We start from the raw sequence: 19,318 nt of genomic DNA on the forward strand, positions 1-19,318 counted from the left end.
CCGGATGGTGCGGTTGGCGGTGTGGTGCCGCTGGTGCTGTCCGCGAAGTCGCCGGAGGCACTGACCGCCCAGGCCGGGCGCCTCGCCTCCTTCCTGAGCGACCACTCGACCGCTGAACTAGCCGCTGTGGCCGCTTCGTTGGTCGCCCGATCGGAATTCGACCACCGGGGTGTGGTGGTGGCGGGTTCGCACGGCGACGCCGTGTCCGGGTTGGCGGGGTTGTCGAGTGCGGGCTCGGGTTCAGGTGGTGTGGGCGCCGGTGATGTGGTGTTCGTGTTCCCGGGGCAGGGGGCGCAGTGGGTGGGTATGGCGGTGGAGCTGTTGGCGGAGTCCGAGGTCTTCGCGGGGTGGATGGAGCGGTGTGGCGAGGCGTTGGCGCCTCATGTGGGCTGGTCTCTGTTCGATGTGTTGGGGGATGAGTTCGCCCTGGAGCGGGTGGATGTGGTGCAGCCGGTGTTGTGGGCGGTGATGGTGTCGTTGGCGGGGTTGTGGCGGTCGTTCGGTGTGGAGCCCGTCGCGGTGGTGGGGCACTCGCAGGGGGAGATCGCGGCGGCGTGTGTGGCGGGTGGGTTGTCTCTGGAGGATGGTGCGTTGGTGGTGGCGCGGCGCAGTCAGGTGATCGCGTCGCGGCTGGCCGGTGGTGGCGGGATGGCGTCGGTGGCGCTGTCGGCGGACGCGGTGGCATCGCGGTTGGGTGAGGGGCTGTCGGTGGCGGCGGTCAATGGCCCGTCGTCCACGGTGGTGGCCGGTGAAGTCGGTGCGCTGGACGCGCTGACGGAGGTGCTGGAGTCGGAGGGGGTGCGGGTTCGCCGCGTTCCGGTGGATTACGCCTCGCATTCGGTCCAGGTGGAGGAGATCGAGGCGGAGTTGGTGGAGGTGCTGGGCTCGGTGCGTCCGGTGTCCTCGCCGGTTCCGTTCCACTCGACGGTGACCGGTGAGGTGATCGACACCGCTGGCCTGGACGCGGCGTACTGGTACCGCAATCTGCGCCAGACGGTGCTGCTGGGTGAGGTGACCGACCAGCTGCTGGCTGGTGGTCAGCGGGTGTTCGTGGAGATGAGCCCGCACCCCGTGCTCGGGTTCGTGTTGGGTGAGTCGATGGAGGCGGCTGGTGTGGACGGTGCCGTCATCGGGTCGCTGCGGCGTGACGAAGGCGGCCTGGACCGCTTCCTGCGGTCGGTGGGTGAGGCGTACGTAGCGGGCGTGGAGGTGGATTGGACGGTCGCGTTCGACCAGGCCGACACCCGCCACGTCACCCTGCCCACGTACCCCTTCCAGCGCCAGCGCTACTGGCTGCGCGCCGGGCGCCCGGCGGGCGATGTGTCGACGGCGGGGCTGTCCACACCGGACCATCCGCTGCTGGGCGCGGAAGTGGAGCTGCCCGGCTCCAACGGCCTTGTCCTTACCGGCCGTTGGTCCACCCGTACGCACTCCTGGCTGGCCGACCACGCGGTGTGGGGCACGGCGCTCCTGCCCGGCACCGGCTTCGTGGACCTGGTCCTCCGCGCGGGCCACGAGGTCGACTGCGGCGTCATCGAGGAACTGGTGATCGAGGCGCCCCTGATCCTGCCCCAGGACGGCGACATCCAGGTGCGCGTCGAGGTCGGCGGGCCGGACGAGACCGGCCGCCGGGCTGTGTCGGTGTACTCCCGGCCCGAGCCCGAGTCCGAGAGGGAGACCGAGGGCACCCCCGCGGAATGGACCTGCCACGCCGCAGGAACCCTGGCGGCCGAGAGCCCGGAACCCGCCGAGCCCCTGGTGGCCTGGCCCCCGGCCGGGGCCACCGCCGTACCGCTGGACGTCGACACGGTGTACGAGCGCCTGGCGGAGCGGGGATACGAATACGGGCCCGCGTTCCAGGGGCTGCGCGCGGTGTGGACCCGTGGCGAGGAAATCTTCGCCGAGGTGGCGCTGCCGGAGCAGCAGCGGGAGGACGCGGCCCGGTTCGCCCTGCACCCCGCGCTCCTGGACGCGTCGCTGCACGCCCCGCTGATCTACGGCACCGGGCTTCCCCGGCTGCCCTTCTCCTGGAACGGCGTCGCCCTGTGGGCGCACGGCACCTCACGGCTGCGCGCACACTTCGTACCCCAGGGCGACGATGTGTGGCAGGTGACCGTCACCGACCACAGCGGCATGCCCGTCGCACGGATCGACGCCCTCATCGGGCGCCAGGTCACACCGGAACAGCTAGCCGAAGCGCGGCTGGCACGGCACAACCGGGCATCCCGCCTCGACCGCTGGGGCTACCGGACCGGCTGGGCGCCCGTCGAACTGCCCGACGCACCGTCGACCACCGGCACCTGGCTGGTGGTGGCCCCGGCAGCGCACGCGGACGGCGATGTGACCCAGGCGGGTATCGCCGCGCTCAGCGAGCACGGCGCACACCCCCTCCTGCTGTCGGTGACCGACACCGACCGGGCCGCGCTCACCCAGCGGATCCGTGAACACGCCGACGAGCACGACATCACCGGCGTACTGTCGCTGCTCGCCCTGGACGAGACCGCGCTGCCCGGACAGCCAGGTGTCTCCCAGGGGCTGGCGGCCACGCTCGGCCTGGTCCAGGCGCTCGGCGACGCCGGAGTCGACGCACCGCTGTGGCCGGTCACCCAGGCCGCCGTGACCACGGGCGACACCGACCCGGTACGGGGCCCGGCCCAAGCCGCGCTCTGGGGGCTCGGCCAGGTGGCCGCGCTGGAACACCCGGCGCGCTGGGGCGGACTGGTCGACCTCCCCGAGAAGCTCCCCGCCGAAGCCCTCGCGCGCTGGGCCACCGTGCTGGGCGGGGGCTGTGAGGGCGAGGACCAGTTCGCACTGCGCGAGGACGGTGTGTTCGTACGCCGCCTGGAGCGGGCGCAGCTGGACCACACCACGGGGGAGCCCTCGTGGCAGCCCTCGGGCACGGTCCTCATCACCGGCGGTACGGGCGCGCTCGGCGCCCATGTCGCGAGGTGGCTCGCCGGAAAGGGCGCGGAACACCTCGTCCTCGTCAGCCGCCGTGGAGCGGACAGCCCCGGCGCCACCGCACTGGAGGCCGAACTCACCGCGACGGGCGTCCGCGTGACCCTCAGCGCGTGCGATGTGGCGGACCGGCAGGGGCTCGCAGACCTCCTGCGGCAGCTGGAGACCGACGGCGACCAGGTGCGGGCCGTGGTGCACGCCGCCGGAGTCAACGGCTTCGGTGCCCTCGCCGACACCACCGTGGCGGAATTCGCCGACATCGTGTCCGCGAAGACCGCCGGAGCCGCACACCTCGACGAACTGCTCGACGGCACCTCCCTCGACGCGTTCGTGCTGTTCTCCTCCATCGCCGGGGTGTGGGGGAGCGGCAACCAGAGCGCCTACTCCTCCGGAAACGCCTTCCTGGACGCCCTCGCCCAGCACCGGCGGAGCCTTGGCAAGCCCGCCACCTCGGTGGCCTGGGGAGCCTGGGCGGGCGGTGGCATGGTCGACGCCACCTCGGCGCCACAGCTGCGCCGCCAGGGCATCGGCCCCGTACCGCCCGAGCTGATGCTCTCCGCGCTGGAACAGCTGCTGACCGGCGGCGAGACCACGATGACCATCGCGAGCATCGACTGGAAGAAGTTCGTCCCCGCCTTCACCTCCGCCCGGCCGAGCGCCCTGTTGCAGGGTGTGCCCGAGGTCCGCCGCATCGTCGCCGCCGAGGCCAGGGCGCGGCGTACCGACCTCGCCACGGCCGGTTCACTGCACCGGCGGCTGGCCGGACTCACCGAGGACGAGCAGACGGACATCCTCCTGGAGCTGGTGCGCGCGGAGGCGGCGGTGGTGCTCGGCCACACCGATGTGCGGGCCATCGCACCAGGCCGGGCCTTCCAGGAACTGGGGCTCGACTCGCTCACGGCCGTCGAACTGCGGAACAAGCTGTCCGCCGCCACCGGCATGCGCCTGCCCGCCACCCTGCTCTTCGACCACCCGACACCGGAAGTCCTGGTGCGCCATCTGCGCGAGGGACTGGTCCCGGACAGCGGCCCTGCCGTCCACCACGCGGTGACCGAGGCCGAGAAGCTGGCCGCCGCGCTCGCCTCGGTGGCCGAGGACCCCGCCGTGCGCAACCGGGTCACGACCATCCTCCAGGCCCTTGCGGCCAAGTGGAGCCCGGACTCCCTCACCACCACGGGCGAGAGCGACGACGATCTCGCGTCGGTGAGCGACGACGAGGTCTTCGACATCATCGACAACGAATTCAGCATTTCCTGACGAATTCAGTGATTCCTGACGCCCCGGCCCGCTGGATTCCCGCGAGGAGCTTGACCTTCCATGGTGGACAACACGAAGTACCGCGACTACCTCAACAAGGCCGTCGCCACCGCACGTCAGGCCACGCGGCGACTGCGCGAGGTCGAGGAGAAGGCGTGGGAGCCGATCGCCATCGTCGGCATGGCCTGCCGTCTGCCGGGCGGAGTGGCCTCGCCGGAAGACCTGTGGCGACTGGTGTCCGAGGGCGTCGACGGCATCACCGAATTCCCCACGGACCGTGGCTGGGACGTGGCGGGGCTGTACGACCCCGACCCCGACGTGCCCGGGAAGTCCTATGTCCGCGAGGGCGGGTTCATCGAGGACGCCACGGGATTCGACGCCGGGTTCTTCGGGCTCTCCCCGCGTGAGGCGCTGGCGATGGATCCGCAGCAGCGGCTGCTGCTGGAGACCTCGTGGGAGGTCTTCGAACGGGCCGGAATCGCTCCGACCGCCCTGCGCGGCCAGAACATCGGCTTCTACACCGGGGTGATGCACCACGACTACGCCCCCCGGGTGCATGAGGTCCCCGAGGACCTGGAGGCCTACCTGGGGCGCGGCAGCGCGGGCAGCTTCGCCTCGGGCCGGGTGTCGTACACCCTGGGCCTGGAGGGCCCGTCGGTGACGGTGGACACCGCGTGTTCGTCGTCGCTGGTGGCCATTCACCTCGCCGTGCAGTCGCTGCGCTCCGGCGAGTCGGAGATGGCGCTGGCGGGTGGCGCCGCCGTCATGTCCGACAGCCAGATGTTCGTGGAGTTCTCCCGTCAGCGCGGGCTCTCCCCGGACGGCCGGTGCAGGGCGTTCGCGGCGGGCGCCAACGGAACCGGCTTCTCCGAGGGTGTGGGGCTGGTGTTGTTGGAGCGGTTGTCGGACGCCCGGCGGCACGGCCACGAGGTGTTGGCTGTGGTGCGTGGTTCGGCGGTGAATCAGGATGGTGCGTCGAACGGTTTGACGGCGCCGAATGGTCCTGCGCAGCAGCGGGTGATTCGTGCGGCGTTGGCGAATGCGCGGTTGTCGGCGGTGGATGTGGACGCCGTGGAGGCGCATGGGACGGGCACGTCGCTGGGTGACCCGATCGAGGCGCAGGCGCTGATTGCGACGTACGGGCAGGAGCGGGCCGAGGACCGTCCGCTGTGGCTGGGTTCGCTGAAGTCGAACATCGGCCACGCCCAGTCGGCGGCCGGTGTGGCCGGGGTCATCAAGATGGTGGAGGCGATGCGGCACGGTGTGCTGCCGAAGACCCTCCATGTCGACGCCCCGACCCCGGAAGTGGACTGGTCGGCTGGCGCCGTGGAACTGCTGACCGAGGCCCGCGAGTGGCCCCGGCGCGATGAGCCGCGCCGCGCCGGTGTCTCCTCCTTCGGGCTCAGCGGCACCAACGCGCACGTGATTCTCGAAGCGGTGGAGAGCGAGGTCGTCGAGCGCGTTCCGGCATCGGGGGGTGTGGTGCCGCTGGTGCTGTCCGCGAAGTCGCCGGAGGCGCTGACCGCCCAGGCCGGGCGTCTGGCCACCTTCCTGAACGATCAGCCAGCCGCAGAACTCGCCGATGTAGCGGCTTCGTTGGCCGCGCGATCGGAATTCGACCACCGAGGTGTGGTGGTGGCGGGTTCGCGTGGTGACGCCGTGTCTGGGCTGGCGGGGGTGTCGGGTGCGGGCTCGGGTTCAGGTGGTGTGGGCGCCGGTGATGTGGTGTTCGTGTTCCCGGGGCAGGGGGCGCAGTGGGTGGGGATGGCCAGCGAACTGATCGCGTCGTCCCCGGTGTTCGCGGAGCACATGACCGCGTGTGAAGAGGCCCTAGCAACCTTCGTGGACTGGTCGCTCCGCGACGCGCTGGGCGATGAGGCCATGTTGGAGCGGGTGGATGTGGTGCAGCCGGTGTTGTGGGCGGTGATGGTGTCGTTGGCGGGGTTGTGGCGGTCGTTCGGTGTGGAGCCCGTCGCGGTGGTGGGGCACTCGCAGGGGGAGATCGCGGCGGCGTGTGTGGCGGGTGGGTTGTCTCTGGAGGATGGTGCGTTGGTGGTGGCGCGGCGCAGTCAGGTGATCGCGTCGCGGCTGGCCGGTGGTGGCGGGATGGCGTCGGTGGCGCTGTCGGCGGACGCGGTGGCATCGCGGTTGGGTGAGGGGCTGTCGGTGGCGGCGGTCAATGGCCCGTCGTCCACGGTGGTGGCCGGTGAGGTAGCCGCGCTGGACGCCCTGACGGAGGCGCTGGAGTCGGAGGGGGTGCGGGTTCGCCGCGTTCCGGTGGATTACGCCTCGCATTCGGTCCAGGTGGAGGAGATCGAGGCGGAGTTGGTGGAGGTGCTGGGCTCGGTGCGTCCGGTGTCCTCGCCGGTTCCGTTCCACTCGACGGTGACCGGTGAGGTGATCGACACCGCTGGCCTGGACGCGGCGTACTGGTACCGCAATCTGCGCCAGACGGTGCTGCTGGGTGAGGTGACCGACCAGCTGCTGGCTGGTGGTCAGCGGGTGTTCGTGGAGATGAGCCCGCACCCGGTGCTCGGGTTCGTGTTGGGTGAGTCGATGGAGGCGGCCGGTGTGGACGGTGCCGTCATCGGGTCGCTGCGGCGTGACGAAGGCGGCCTGGACCGCTTCCTGCGGTCGGTGGGTGAGGCGTACGTAGCGGGCGTGGAGGTGGATTGGACGGTCGCGTTCGACCAGGCCGACACCCGCCACGTCACCCTGCCCACCTACCCCTTCCAACACCAGCGCTACTGGCTCGACGCGGGGGAAAGGCCCACGCAGGCCGACCCGGTCGACGCCGCCTTCTGGGCCGCCATCGACGCCGGAAACACCAGCTTGCTCGCCGATGACCTGCACCTGGACGCCTCCGTGCTGGACCAGGTGGTGCCCGCGCTGTCGTCCTGGCGGCGGCGACGCCACGAACAGTCCGTTGTCGACGGATGGCGCTACCGTCTCGACTGGGAGCGGGTGAACCCCGGTCCCCACACGGCTTCCGGCACCTGGCTGGTGGCGCTCGGCGCCGAGCGAAGCACCCTCGCCGACACCATCCTCGACGGCCTGACCGAACACGGCCTGCACATCCTCCGCGTCGAGGTCGACGGCCACGACCGCGAGCAACTCGCCGCGCTGCTGCCGGACGAGCCGGTGGCCGGTGTCCTCTCGCTCCTCGCGCTTGACGACCGCCCCCACCCCGTCCATTCCACCTGGTCCCAGGGCACGATCAACACGGTCGCCCTGGTGCAGGCACTCAGTGACGCGGGGATCGCCGCACCCCTGTGGGCAGTGACCTCCGGTGGTGTCGCGGTGGCCGACTCCGCCGAGCTGACCAGCGAACTCCAGCACATGATGTGGGGTGTCGGCACGGTACTGGCACTGGACCACCCGGACACCTGGGGCGGGCTGGTCGACCTGCCCGCCGACGCCGATGGCGGCGCGATCGGGCTGCTCTGCGCGGCGCTGGCGGCGGCCGACGGCGAAGACCAGCTCGCCGTTCGTACCGGCGGTCTGTACGCCCGTCGCATGCTGCGCGCGCCCCTGGACGGCTCGCCCGCCACCCCCTGGACACCACGCGGGACCGTACTGATCACCGGTGGCACGGGTGGCACCGGAGCGCATGTGGCCCGGTGGGTGGCCGAGCAGGGCGCCGGACATCTCATCCTGACCAGTCGCCGTGGCGCCGACGCGCCCGGCGCCGCCGACCTCCGCGCCGAGCTGGAGGAACGGGGCGCACAGGTGACCATCACCGCCTGCGACGTCGCCGACCGCGACGCCGTGGCCGGGCTGCTCGACCTCGTCCCCGACGAGCACCCCCTGACTGCCGTACTGCACCTCGCCGGGGCGAACCAGACCGAGGCGCCCCTGTCCGAACTCGACGTGGAGCGGTTCGTCGAGATGGGCCGTGCCAAGATCGCCGGGGCCCGGCACCTCGATGAGCTGCTGGCCGATCGCGATCTGGACGCGTTCGTGCTGTTCTCCTCCGGCGCCACCGCCTGGGGCAGCTCCGGTCTCACCTCGTACGCCGGTGCCAACGCCTACCTCGACGCCCTGGCCCACCGCCGCCGCGCCCGAGGCCTCACCGCCACGTCGATCGCCTGGGGCGCCTGGGCGGGCGGTGGCATGGTGGACGAGGCGATGGCCGCCGAGATGACCCGGCTCGGCGTCATCCTCATGGACCCCCAGCTCGCCGTCTCCGCCCTGGTGCAGGGCGTCGAGCACGACCGGACACATCTGGTCGTCGCCGGAATCGACTGGAGCCGCTTCGCCCCGACGTTCAGCCTGGCACGGCCGCGACCGCTGCTGCGCGGCCTTCCGGAAGTCACCGAGCTGCTGGCGGCCACCGACGAGGACGAGCCGGACGCCGTCGCCTCCGCACTCCGCGCCCAGCTGCTGGACCTGCCCGAGGCCGAGCAGCGGCGGACGCTGACCGATCTGGTGCGCGGGGAGGCGGGTTCGGTACTGGGACACGTGGACCGTGACACCGTGGCGGCCGAGCGGGCGTTCAAGGAGATCGGGTTCGACTCGGTCACGGCGGTGGAGCTGCGCAACCGCCTGGCCGCCGCCACCCGGCTGCGGCTGCCCGCCACCCTGGTCTTCGACTACCCGAACCCGGTGGCGCTGGCCGAGTATCTGCGTACGGAACTCCTTGGCGAGGCAGCCTCGGCCGCTTCTGCCACTGCTGTGGTTTCTCCCGGTGAGATGGGCTCGGCTTCCGACGACCCCATCGCGATCGTGGCGATGAGCTGCCGGCTGCCCGGTGGCGTACGGACCCCCGAGGAGCTGTGGACACTGCTGGCCGAGGGGCGCGAAGGGGGCCGCGACTTCCCGACCGACCGAGGCTGGGACCTGGAGCACCTCTTCTCCGACGACCCGGACGCCGCAGGCACGTCCTATGTGCGCCGTGGCGGCTTCCTGCACGACGTCGCGGCCTTCGACGCCGGATTCTTCGGCATCAACCCCCGCGAGGCACTTGCCATGGACCCGCAGCAGCGGCTGTTGCTGGAAACCTCCTGGGAGGTCTTCGAACGGGCCGGAATCGACCCCACGTCCATGCGGGGCAAGGACGTCGGCGTGTTCACCGGCATGGGATCGCAGGACTACACCCCACGCCTCGGTGGCGGCGCCGAGGGCACGGAAGGGTACGCGCTGACCGGCAGCGCGGGCAGTGTCGCCTCCGGGCGTATCTCCTACGCGCTGGGACTCGAAGGGCCCGCGCTCACCATCGACACGGCGTGCTCGTCGTCGTTGGTGGCGTTGCATTCCGCGGCCCAGGCCCTGCGGACCGGCGAGTGCTCGATGGCCTTGGCCGGAGGCGTCGCTGTGATGTCCTCCCCGGGCGTGTTCGTGGAGTTCTCGCGCCAGCGCGGCCTCGCCCCGGACGGCCGCTGCAAGGCGTTCGCCGATGGCGCGGACGGTACGGGCTGGGCCGAGGGCGTCGGCCTGCTGCTGCTGGAGCGGCTGTCGGACGCGCGGGCGAACGGGCACCAGGTGCTGGCGGTGGTACGGGGCAGCGCGGTCAACCAGGACGGCGCCTCGAACGGTCTGACGGCACCGAACGGCCCGTCGCAGCAGCGGGTGATCCGGCAGGCCCTCGCCAACGCGGGTGTGTCGGCCGCCGATGTGGATGCGGTGGAGGCGCATGGGACGGGTACGTCGCTGGGCGATCCGATCGAGGCGCAGGCGCTGCTGGCCACGTACGGCCAGGAGCGTGCCGAGGACCGTCCCCTGTGGCTGGGAGCCCTGAAGTCCAACATCGGCCACACCGGGGCCACGGCGGGCGTGGCCGGTGTGATCAAGATGGTGGAGGCGATGCGGCGGGGTGTGCTGCCGAAGACGCTGCACGTGGATGAGGCGACGTCGGCGGTGGATTGGTCGGCGGGTGCGGTGGAGTTGCTGACGGAGGCGCGTGAGTGGCCGGAGGCGGACCGGCCGAGGCGCGCAGGTGTGTCGGCCTTCGGCATCGGCGGCACGAACGCGCATGTGATTCTCGAATCCGTCGAGGACGAGGTTGCTGAGCGCGTGGTCTCCGATGGTGCGGTGCCGTTGGTGGTGTCGGCGAAGTCGGCGGATGCGCTGGGTGCGCAGGCGGAGCAGCTGGCGTCGTATCTGGAGGCTCACCCGGGGGTGAGCCTGGCGGATGTGGCGTTCTCGCTGGCGATGTCGCGGGCGCATTTTGATCACCGTGCGGTGGTGGTTGCGGAGTCCGCTGATGAGGCGCGGGATGCGCTGTCCGCCGTGCGCGGTGAGGACGTGAGTTCTGGCCGACTCGGTGTGCTGTTCACGGGCCAGGGCTCGCAGCGGATCGGGATGGGGCGCGGGCTGTACGCGTCGTATCCGGTGTTCGCTGAGGCGTTCGACGAGGTCTGCGCGGTCGTGGATGGTCTGCTGGGGCGGTCGCTGAAGGACGTTGTGTTCGGGGAGTCGGAGCTGCTGGATCAGACGGGGTTTGCGCAGCCTGCGTTGTTCGCTGTCGAGGTGGCGTTGTTCCGGCTGGTGGAGTCGTGGGGTGTGCGGCCGGATTTCGTTGCGGGGCATTCGATTGGCGAGGTGGCGGCGGCGTTTGTGGCGGGTGTGTGGTCGCTGGAGGACGCGGCGGCGCTGGTGGTGGCGCGGGGCCGTTTGATGCAGGCCCTGCCCGAGGGTGGCGTGATGGTCGCTGTCGAGGCCACCGAGGACGAAGTCGCCCCGCTGCTGACCGATGGCGTGAGCATTGCGGCGATCAACGGTCCGGCATCGCTGGTGCTCTCCGGGGCCGATGACGCGGTGATGGCGGTGGCCGGAGGGTTTGAGGGCCGTCGGGTCAAGAAGCTGCGGGTATCGCATGCCTTCCACTCGCCGTTGATGGACGGGATGCTGGAGGACTTCCGCCAGGTCGTGGCCGGGTTGACGTATGCGCCGCCGCGCCTGCCGGTGGTGTCGAACCTGACCGGTGAGCTGGCCGACCCTGAGCGGCTGTGTTCGCCGGAGTACTGGGTCGAGCACGTACGCGGCACGGTCCGCTTCGCCGACGGAGTGGAGGCTCTGCGGGGGCAGGGTGTGGCTACGTTCCTGGAGCTGGGCCCTGATGGTGTCCTGACCGCGATGACCGGCGAGGGTGGCGTACCCACCCTGCGCCGCGATGTGGCCGATGAGCGTCGGGCGCTGCTCACCGCCGTAGGACGGCTGCACACGCGCGGCATCGCAGTCGACTGGACGCAGGTGTTCGCGGGGACGGACGCGCGCCGCGTCGACCTGCCCACGTACCCCTTCCAGCGGGAGCACTTCTGGCTCGCCGCGGCCGCACCGGCCACGAGCGATGTGTCAATGGATCATCCGCTGCTCAGCACCGTGGTGGCCGTTCCGGACACCGGCGGTGTGCTGTGCACCGGTCGGTTGTCGTTGAGCGCACAGCCGTGGCTCGCCGATCACCTGGTGGCGGGTGTGCACGTCGTACCCGGGTCCGCGCTGGTCGAGTTGGCGCTGCGCGCGGGTGACGAGATCGGTGCCGGGTCGCTGTCGGAGCTGGTGAGCGACGCTCCGCTCGTGCTGCCGGAAACAGGGTCGGTACGGGTACAGGTCTCGGTGGGCGCCTCGGATGACACGGGCGAGCGGCCGGTGAGCATCTACTCCCGGCCCGGGAAGGGCGATGCACTCTGGACCCGTCACGCGACCGGGACACTGGCGACCGCCGAGTCGGCGCGGCCCTCGACGGACCTGGACGTATGGCCTCCGGCCGACGCGGAGCCCGCCTCGGTCGAAGGCCTCCCCGGAGAGGTGAGCCAGCTGTGGACGCGCGGCACCGATGTCTTCGCCGAGATCGGACTCGGTGCGCGACACATCGGCGCTGCCGGGCGGTTCGGCATCCACCCGGCGCTTCTGGAGGCTGCGGCACAGGCCGCCGGTCTGCCGGGTCGGGCCGCCGAATGGTGTGGCGTGACCCTGCACGCCGCCGACGCGTCGGAGCTGCGGGTACGGCTGTCGCCCACCGGCCCCGCGTCGATGGCGATGGAGATCGCCGATGCGGGAGGAGCGCCGGTCGCGTCGGTGGACTCGCTCGTACTGCGGGAGATCGCCGATGAGGAGCTGAGGACGACGGCCGGACACGACGCGCTGTTCCGCGTCGAGTGGTCGCAGCTGGTGCTTCGGCCTGAGGGCGATACCGGTATCGGTGACGCGACCGTCCTGGAAGCCACGTCCTCCCAGGACGGAGCCGATGGTGTGCACGCGCTCGTCGCGCACGTTCTCTCCGGGCTGCAGGCCTTCTCTGACTCTGCCTCTGCCACGAACCGTCTGGTCGTGGTGACGCGGGGCGCGGTCGGAGTGTCCGGCGACGCGGAGGTGACCGACCCCGCAGGTGCTGCGGTGTGGGGCCTGGTGCGCTCGGCCCAGGCCGAGAACCCGGACCGCATCGTGCTGATGGACGTGGACGAGCAGCCCGCTGATGAGGTGCTCGCGGGTGTGCTGGCTTCCCGTGAGCCGCAGGTGGCGGTGCGCGCGGGGAACGTCTACGCACCGCGCCTGGCCCGGAGCGCCACGACTTCCACCCGGGCCGGTGCGGAGCGGGTGCTGAACCCCGAGGGCACGGTCCTGATCACGGGTGGCACCGGGACACTGGGCGGTGTGGTCGCCCGTCATGTGGCGTCCGTCCACGGTGTACGCCACCTGGTGCTGGTCAGCCGCCGTGGACCGGCGGCGGCAGGCGCCGAAGAGCTGAAGGCCGAGCTGGAAGGGCTCGGGGCGAGCGTCGAACTGGTCGCGTGCGATGTGGCGGATCGCGATTCCCTGCGGGCGGTGCTGGACGCCGTACCCGAGAGCAGGCCATTGACCGGTGTGGTGCACACCGCCGGTGTGCTCGATGACGGTGTGATCGCGAGCCTGACCCCGGACCGGCTGGGCGGGGTGTTCCGGCCGAAGGTCGATGCGGCATGGGTGCTGCACGAGCTGACCGCCGAACTCGGCCTCGACGCGTTCGTCCTGTACTCGTCCGCGTCCGGCATGATCGGTGGCCCTGGGCAGGGCAACTACGCGGCGGCCAATGCCTACTTGGACGCCTTCGCGCAGTGGCGCCGGGCGCAGGGTCTGCCCGCCGTGTCCCTGGCCTGGGGCCAGTGGGCCGAATCCAGCGCCATGACAGGGACGCTGGGCGCGGCGGATCTGGCCCGGTTGAGCCGTGCCGGTATCAAGCCCCTGTCGTCCGAAGAGGGCATGGCCCTGTTCGACATCGGTCTGCTCGGCGAGGACGCGGTGCTGGCGCCCGTGAAGTTCGACTTCGCCTCGCTGGCGGAACAGGCGGGGGCGGACCGCCTGCCGCCGATGCTGCGCGGGCTGGTACGTCGGCCTCGCCGCACCGCGAGCGCGAGTGGCGCGGCCACGGCCACGGTGGGCACGTCCCTGGCCGACCGCCTGGCGTTGATGCCCGCACCGGAGCAACGGCGCGCCCTGGTGGAACTCGTACGCGGTGACGCGGCGACCGTCCTCGGCCGACCGGGCAGGGACGTCATCGCGCCGGACCGTGCCTTCAAGGACATCGGGTTCGACTCCCTCACCGGCGTGGAGCTGCGCAACCGGCTCGCGGCCGCTACGGGGCTGACCCTGCCCGCCTCAGCGGTGTTCGACCATCCGACCCCTGCTGCTCTCGCCGAGCATCTGTTGGGCCAGCTGGTCACCGCTGAGGTGTCCGTGCTGTCCGAACTCGACCGCATGGAAGCGGTATTCGGCGCCGCGTCCCTGGACGACACGGTGAAAACGCAGGTGGCCAAGCGCCTTCAGGCCCTGGCCACCAGGTGGGCGTCGTCCGGCGGCGCCTTCGAGGCCGATGAGGGGTTCGACTTCGAATCCGCCTCCGACGACGAGCTTTTCGACTTCGCCGAGAGCGAGCTGGGCTCCTCGTGACCGCCGGTGCCACCGCCCGAACCTCCTGAGGAAGAGACCTCCCATGACGAACGACGACAAGCTCCGCGGCTACCTCAAGCGCGCGCTCGCCGACCTTTCGCAGGCCCGTACGCGGCTGCGTGAGATCGAGTCCGAGAAGACGGACCCGATCGCGATCGTGGCCATGAGCTGCCGTCTGCCGGGTGGGGTGGCGTCGCCCGAGGACCTGTGGGAACTCGTCGCCGGTGGTACCGATGGCATCGGCCCCTTCCCGTCCGACCGGGGCTGGGACGTCGACGGCGTCTTCGACCCGGACCCCGAGCGTTCCGGGAAGTCGTACGTCAGGGAAGGCGGCTTCATCGACGGCGCCACGGACTTCGACGCGGCGTTCTTCGGGATCAGCCCGCGTGAGGCGCTGGCGATGGACCCGCAGCAGCGGCTGTTGCTGGAGACCTCGTGGGAGGTGTTCGAGCGGGCCGGTATCGACCCGGCCACGCTGCGCGGACGCAGTGTGGGCGTGTTCGCCGGGACCAAGCCGCAGGACTACATCGCCAGCCTCGAGGGCGGCGAGGAGGGCGCCGAAGGCTATGCGCTCACGGGCAGCGCGGGCGCCGTGGCCTCGGGGCGCGTGGCCTACAGCTTCGGCTTCGAAGGCCCGGCGGTCACCATCGACACGGCATGCTCCTCGGCGCTGGTGGCGATCCACCTGGCCGCGCAGGCGCTGCGCTCGGGCGAGTGCTCGATGGCGCTGGCCGGTGCCGTCGCGGTCATGGCCACCCCGGGTGCCTTCGTCGCGTTCTCGCGGCAGCGTGGTCTTGCCCCGGACGGCCGGTGCAAGGCGTTCGCGGCGGGTGCGGACGGTACGGCGTGGGGCGAGGGTGTCGGTCTGCTGTTGCTGGAGCGGTTGTCGGACGCGCGGGCGAACGGGCACCAGGTGCTGGCGGTGGTACGGGGCAGCGCGGTCAACCAGGACGGTGCCTCGAACGGCCTGACCGCGCCGAACGGCCCGTCGCAGCAGCGGGTCATCCGCCAGGCCCTCGCCAACGCCGGTCTCATCGGCACGGACATCGACGCGGTCGAGGCGCATGGAACGGGTACGTCGCTGGGCGACCCGATCGAGGCCCAGGCGCTGCTGGCCACGTACGGCCAGGGGCGCAGCGCGGACCACCCCCTGTGGCTGGGCTCGTTGAAGTCCAACATCGGCCACACCCAGGCGACGGCCGGAGTCGCCAGCGTCATCAAGATGGTGGAGGCGATGCGGCGGGGTGTGCTGCCGAAGACGCTCCATGTGGATGAGCCGTCGCCGAAGGTTGATTGGTCGGCGGGTGCGGTGGAGTTGCTGACGGAGGCGCGTGAGTGGCCGGAGGTGGATCGGCCGAGGCGTGCGGCGGTGTCGTCGTTCGGTATCAGCGGGACGAACGCGCATGTGGTGCTGGAGTCCGTCGAGGACGAGGACGCCGAGCGCGCGGTGTTCGATGGTCCCGTGCCGTTGGTGGTGTCGGCGAAGACTGCCGATGCGCTGGAGGCACAGGTAGGGCGGCTGGCGTCGTATCTGGACTGTGGTCGCGAAGTGAGCCTTGCTGATTTGGGCTTTTCGTTGGCGATGTCGCGGGCGCGCTTTGATCACCGGGCGGTGGTGGTGGCGGAGTCTGTTGATGAGGCGCGGGATGTGCTGGGTGCGGTGCGTGGTGAGGAGGTGGTGGCTGGTCGGTTGGGTGTGGTGTTCACGGGTCAGGGTTCGCAGCGGGTGGGGATGGGGCGTGGGTTGTATGCGTCGTATCCGGTGTTCGCTGAGGCGTTCGACGAGGTGTGCGGGGCCGTGGATGGTCTGCTGGGGCGGTCGTTGAAGGAGGTGGTGTTCGGGGAGTCGGAGCTGTTGGATCAGACCGGGTTTGCGCAGCCCGCACTGTTTGCCATCGAGGTGGCGCTGTTCCGGTTGGTGGAGTCGTGGGGTGTGCGGCCGGATTTCGTTGCGGGGCATTCGATCGGCGAGGTGGCGGCGGCGTTCGTGGCGGGTGTGTGGTCGCTGGAAGATGCGGCGGCGTTGGTGGTGGCGCGGGGCCGTTTGATGCAGGCCCTGCCCGAGGGTGGCGTAATGGTGGCCGTCGAGGCGACCGAGGACGAGGTCGCCCCGTTGCTGACGGATGGCGTGAGCATTGCGGCGATCAACGGTCCGGCATCGCTGGTGCTGTCCGGGGTCGAGGACGCGGTGATGGCGGTGGCCGGAGGGTTTGAGGGCCGCCGGGTGAAGAGGTTGCGGGTGTCGCATGCTTTCCACTCGCCGTTGATGGACGGGATGTTGGAGGACTTCCGCCAGGTCGTGGCCGGGTTGAGCTATGCGGCGCCGCGTCTGCCGGTGGTGTCGAACGTGACGGGTGAGCTGGCCGAGCCCGAGCGGCTGTGTTCGCCGGAGTACTGGGTCGAGCACGTACGCGGCACGGTCCGGTTCGCTGATGGGGCAGAGACCTTGCGGGGGCAGGGTGTGGCCACGTTCCTGGAGCTGGGCCCTGATGGTGTGCTGACTGCGATGGTGGGCGAGGGCGGTGTGCCGTCGTTGCGTCGTGATGTGGCCGATGAGCGTCGGGCGCTGCTCACCGCCGTAGGACGGCTGCACACGCGCGGTGTCGTGGTGGGCTGGGAGGCGGTGTTCACGGGGACGGGTGCGCGCCGCGTCGACTTGCCGACGTACGCCTTCCAGCGACAGCGCTACTGGCTCACCTCGACCGTCTCGGCAGTCGACGGTGCCCTCGCGGCCGAACACCCGCTGCTCACCACCGTCATGTCGGTGCCGGACTCGGGTGGTGTGGTGTGCAGTGGTCGGTTGTCGTTGGGTGTGCAGCCGTGGCTGGCTGATCATGCGGTGTCGGGTGTGGTGTTGTTGCCGGGTGCGGCGTTGGTGGAGTTGGCGGTCCGTGCCGGGGATGAGGTGGGCGCGGGGTCGTTGCGGGAGTTGGTGATCGAGGCTCCGTTGGTTCTGCCGGAGTCGGGCGCGGTGCGGGTGCAGGTGTCGGTTGGTGGGGCGCAGGCCGATGGTGTGCGTTCGGTCGCGGTGTATTCGCGGGCCGACGATGCGGTGTCGGAGGCGCCGTGGACGTGCCATGCCAGCGGTCAGCTCGCGAGCCAGGCACCCGCCCCTGACCACTCCTTTGAGGTGTGGCCCCCGGAGGGGGCCGAGGCCGTGGATGTGTCGGGTCTGTATGAGGAGCTGGCTGGGCGCGGCTATGGGTATGGGCCGGTGTTTCAGGGGTTGCGGTCGGTGTGGCGGCGTGGTGGTGAGGTGTTTGCCGAGGTTGCTTTGGGGGCGGAGTCTGCGGGGGGTGAGTCGGGGTTTGGGTTGCATCCGGCGTTGTTGGATGCGGCGTTGCATGCGGGGGCGTTTGTGGAGTCGGGTGGGTCTGGTGGGGATGGGGTGTTGTTGCCGTTCGCGTGGAATGGTGTGACGTTGCATGCGGCGGGTGCGTCGGTGTTGCGGGTGCGGTTGTCGTCTGCGGGTGCGCGGGCGTTGTCGTTGGAGATCGCTGATGGTGCGGGTGTGCCGGTGGCGTCGGTGGAGTCGTTGGCGTTGCGGGCTGTTGCTGATGAGCAGTTGAGGGCGGCGGCCGGGAGCGATGCGCTGTTCCGGGTGGAGTGGTCCCCGCTGGCGACCCGGGCGGAGGTGGGTCCGGAGCCGGTTGAGGCCGCGTCGGTGGTGCGGGCGCGGTCTGGTGTGGTGGGGGCCGAGGGGGTTCACGGCCTGTGTGCCGAGGTGTTGGGCCAGTTGCAGACGTTCCTGGCCTCTGAGGACTCCGGTCGTCTGGTGGTGGTCACCGAGGGCGCTGTGGGCGTGGAGCGCGATGCTGAGGTGGTGGATCCTGCGGGGGCGGCGGTGTGGGGGTTGGTGCGTTCCGCGCAGGCGGAGAACCCCGGCCGGGTGGTGTTGGTGGACATCGACGGTGGTGAGCCGTCCGATGAGCTGCTCGCGACCGCGCTGGCCTCGGACGAGCCACAGGTGGCAGTTCGAGCAGGCGCGGTATACGTGCCGCGGCTGGTGCGCTCAGCTGCGAAGCAGGCCATGTCCGTGCCCCCGCTGAATCCCGAGGGCACGGTCCTCATCACCGGTGGCACGGGGACATTGGGCGGTGTGGTCGCTCGCCACCTCGTATCGGTGCACGGCGTACGCAACCTGGTGCTCGCCAGCCGCCGGGGTATGGCGGCGGCCGGAGCCGAGGACTTGAACAGCGAGCTGGAGAAGCTCGGAGTGAACGTCCGAGTGGTGGCGTGTGATGTGGCCGACCGCGATTCTCTGCGCGAGCTGCTTGCGGGGGTTCCGGCGGATGCGCCGCTGACGGGTGTGGTGCATACGGCGGGTGTGCTCGATGACGGTGTGATCGGGAGCCTTTCGGCGGAGCGGTTGGGCGCGGTGTTCCGGCCGAAGGTCGATGCGGCGTTGATGCTGCACGAGCTGACCGCCGAACTGGACTTGGACGCGTTCGTCCTGTTCTCCTCCGCGTCCGGCGTGCTCGGTGGTCCGGGCCAGGGCAACTACTCGGCGGCGAATGCGTTCCTGGATGCCTTCGCGCAGTGGCGTCGGGCGCAGGGGCTGCCCGCCGTGTCCCTCGCCTGGGGTCTGTGGGGCGAGGCCAGCGGGATGACCAGCGCGCTCGACCAGGCCGACCAGGCCCGGATGAGTCGCAGCGGCATCAAGCCGTTGTCCTCCGATGAGGGCATGGCGCTGTTCGACGTCGGCCTCGATGCCGAGGCATCGGCAATGGTGCTGGCGAAGTTCGACTTCGCGTCCTTTGCCCAGCAGGCGGAGGCGGGCCAGCTGACCGCGATGCTGCGCGGACTCGTACGCCAGCCGCGACGCCGCACTGCGGGCACCGCCGCCAACGCCACCGGTGAGTCCTTGGCCGGTCGGTTGGTGGGGTTGTCGGGTGAGGAGCAGGGGCGGGTGTTGGTGGATGTGGTGTGTGGTGAGGTGGCGGTGGTGCTGGGGCATGCGGGTGCGGGGAGTGTGGGTGCGCGGCAGTCGTTCAGTGATCTGGGGTTTGATTCGCTGACGGCGGTGGAGTTGCGCAATCGGTTGAATGCGGTGTCGGGGCTGCGGTTGCCCGCGACGTTGATTTTCGATTATCCGTCGCCGGTGGTGTTGGCGGAGTTCTTGCGGGTGGAGTTGGTGGGGGACCGGTCGGCCGAGTCGGTGGGGGCTGTGGGTTCGGCTGTGGTGGGGGCGGTGTCGGATGATCCGGTGGCGATTGTGGCGATGGGGTGTCGTCTGCCG

Annotated in this window: 2 protein-coding genes and 1 pseudogene; all 3 read left to right on the plus strand. The window is 70.7% G+C overall.

Annotation, left to right across the window (positions count from 1 at the left end):
• Nucleotides 1-33: 33 nt before the first annotated feature.
• Nucleotides 34-4,215, plus strand: a complete 4,182-nt coding sequence (locus ACFV9T_RS41085) for an SDR family NAD(P)-dependent oxidoreductase (protein ID WP_385448587.1) — start codon at nucleotides 34-36, stop codon at nucleotides 4,213-4,215.
• Nucleotides 4,216-4,278: 63 nt separating this feature from the next.
• Nucleotides 4,279-14,079, plus strand: coding sequence for a type I polyketide synthase (locus tag ACFV9T_RS41090; RefSeq protein WP_385448590.1), 9,801 nt, complete (start codon nucleotides 4,279-4,281; stop codon nucleotides 14,077-14,079).
• An 85-nt stretch (nucleotides 14,080-14,164) separates the two neighbouring features.
• Nucleotides 14,165-19,318: pseudogene (locus tag ACFV9T_RS41095) on the plus strand (type I polyketide synthase); the annotation flags it as partial.

It is taken from the genome of Streptomyces sp. NPDC059850, assembly GCF_042731515.1.
GTDB lineage: Bacteria > Actinomycetota > Actinomycetes > Streptomycetales > Streptomycetaceae > Streptomyces.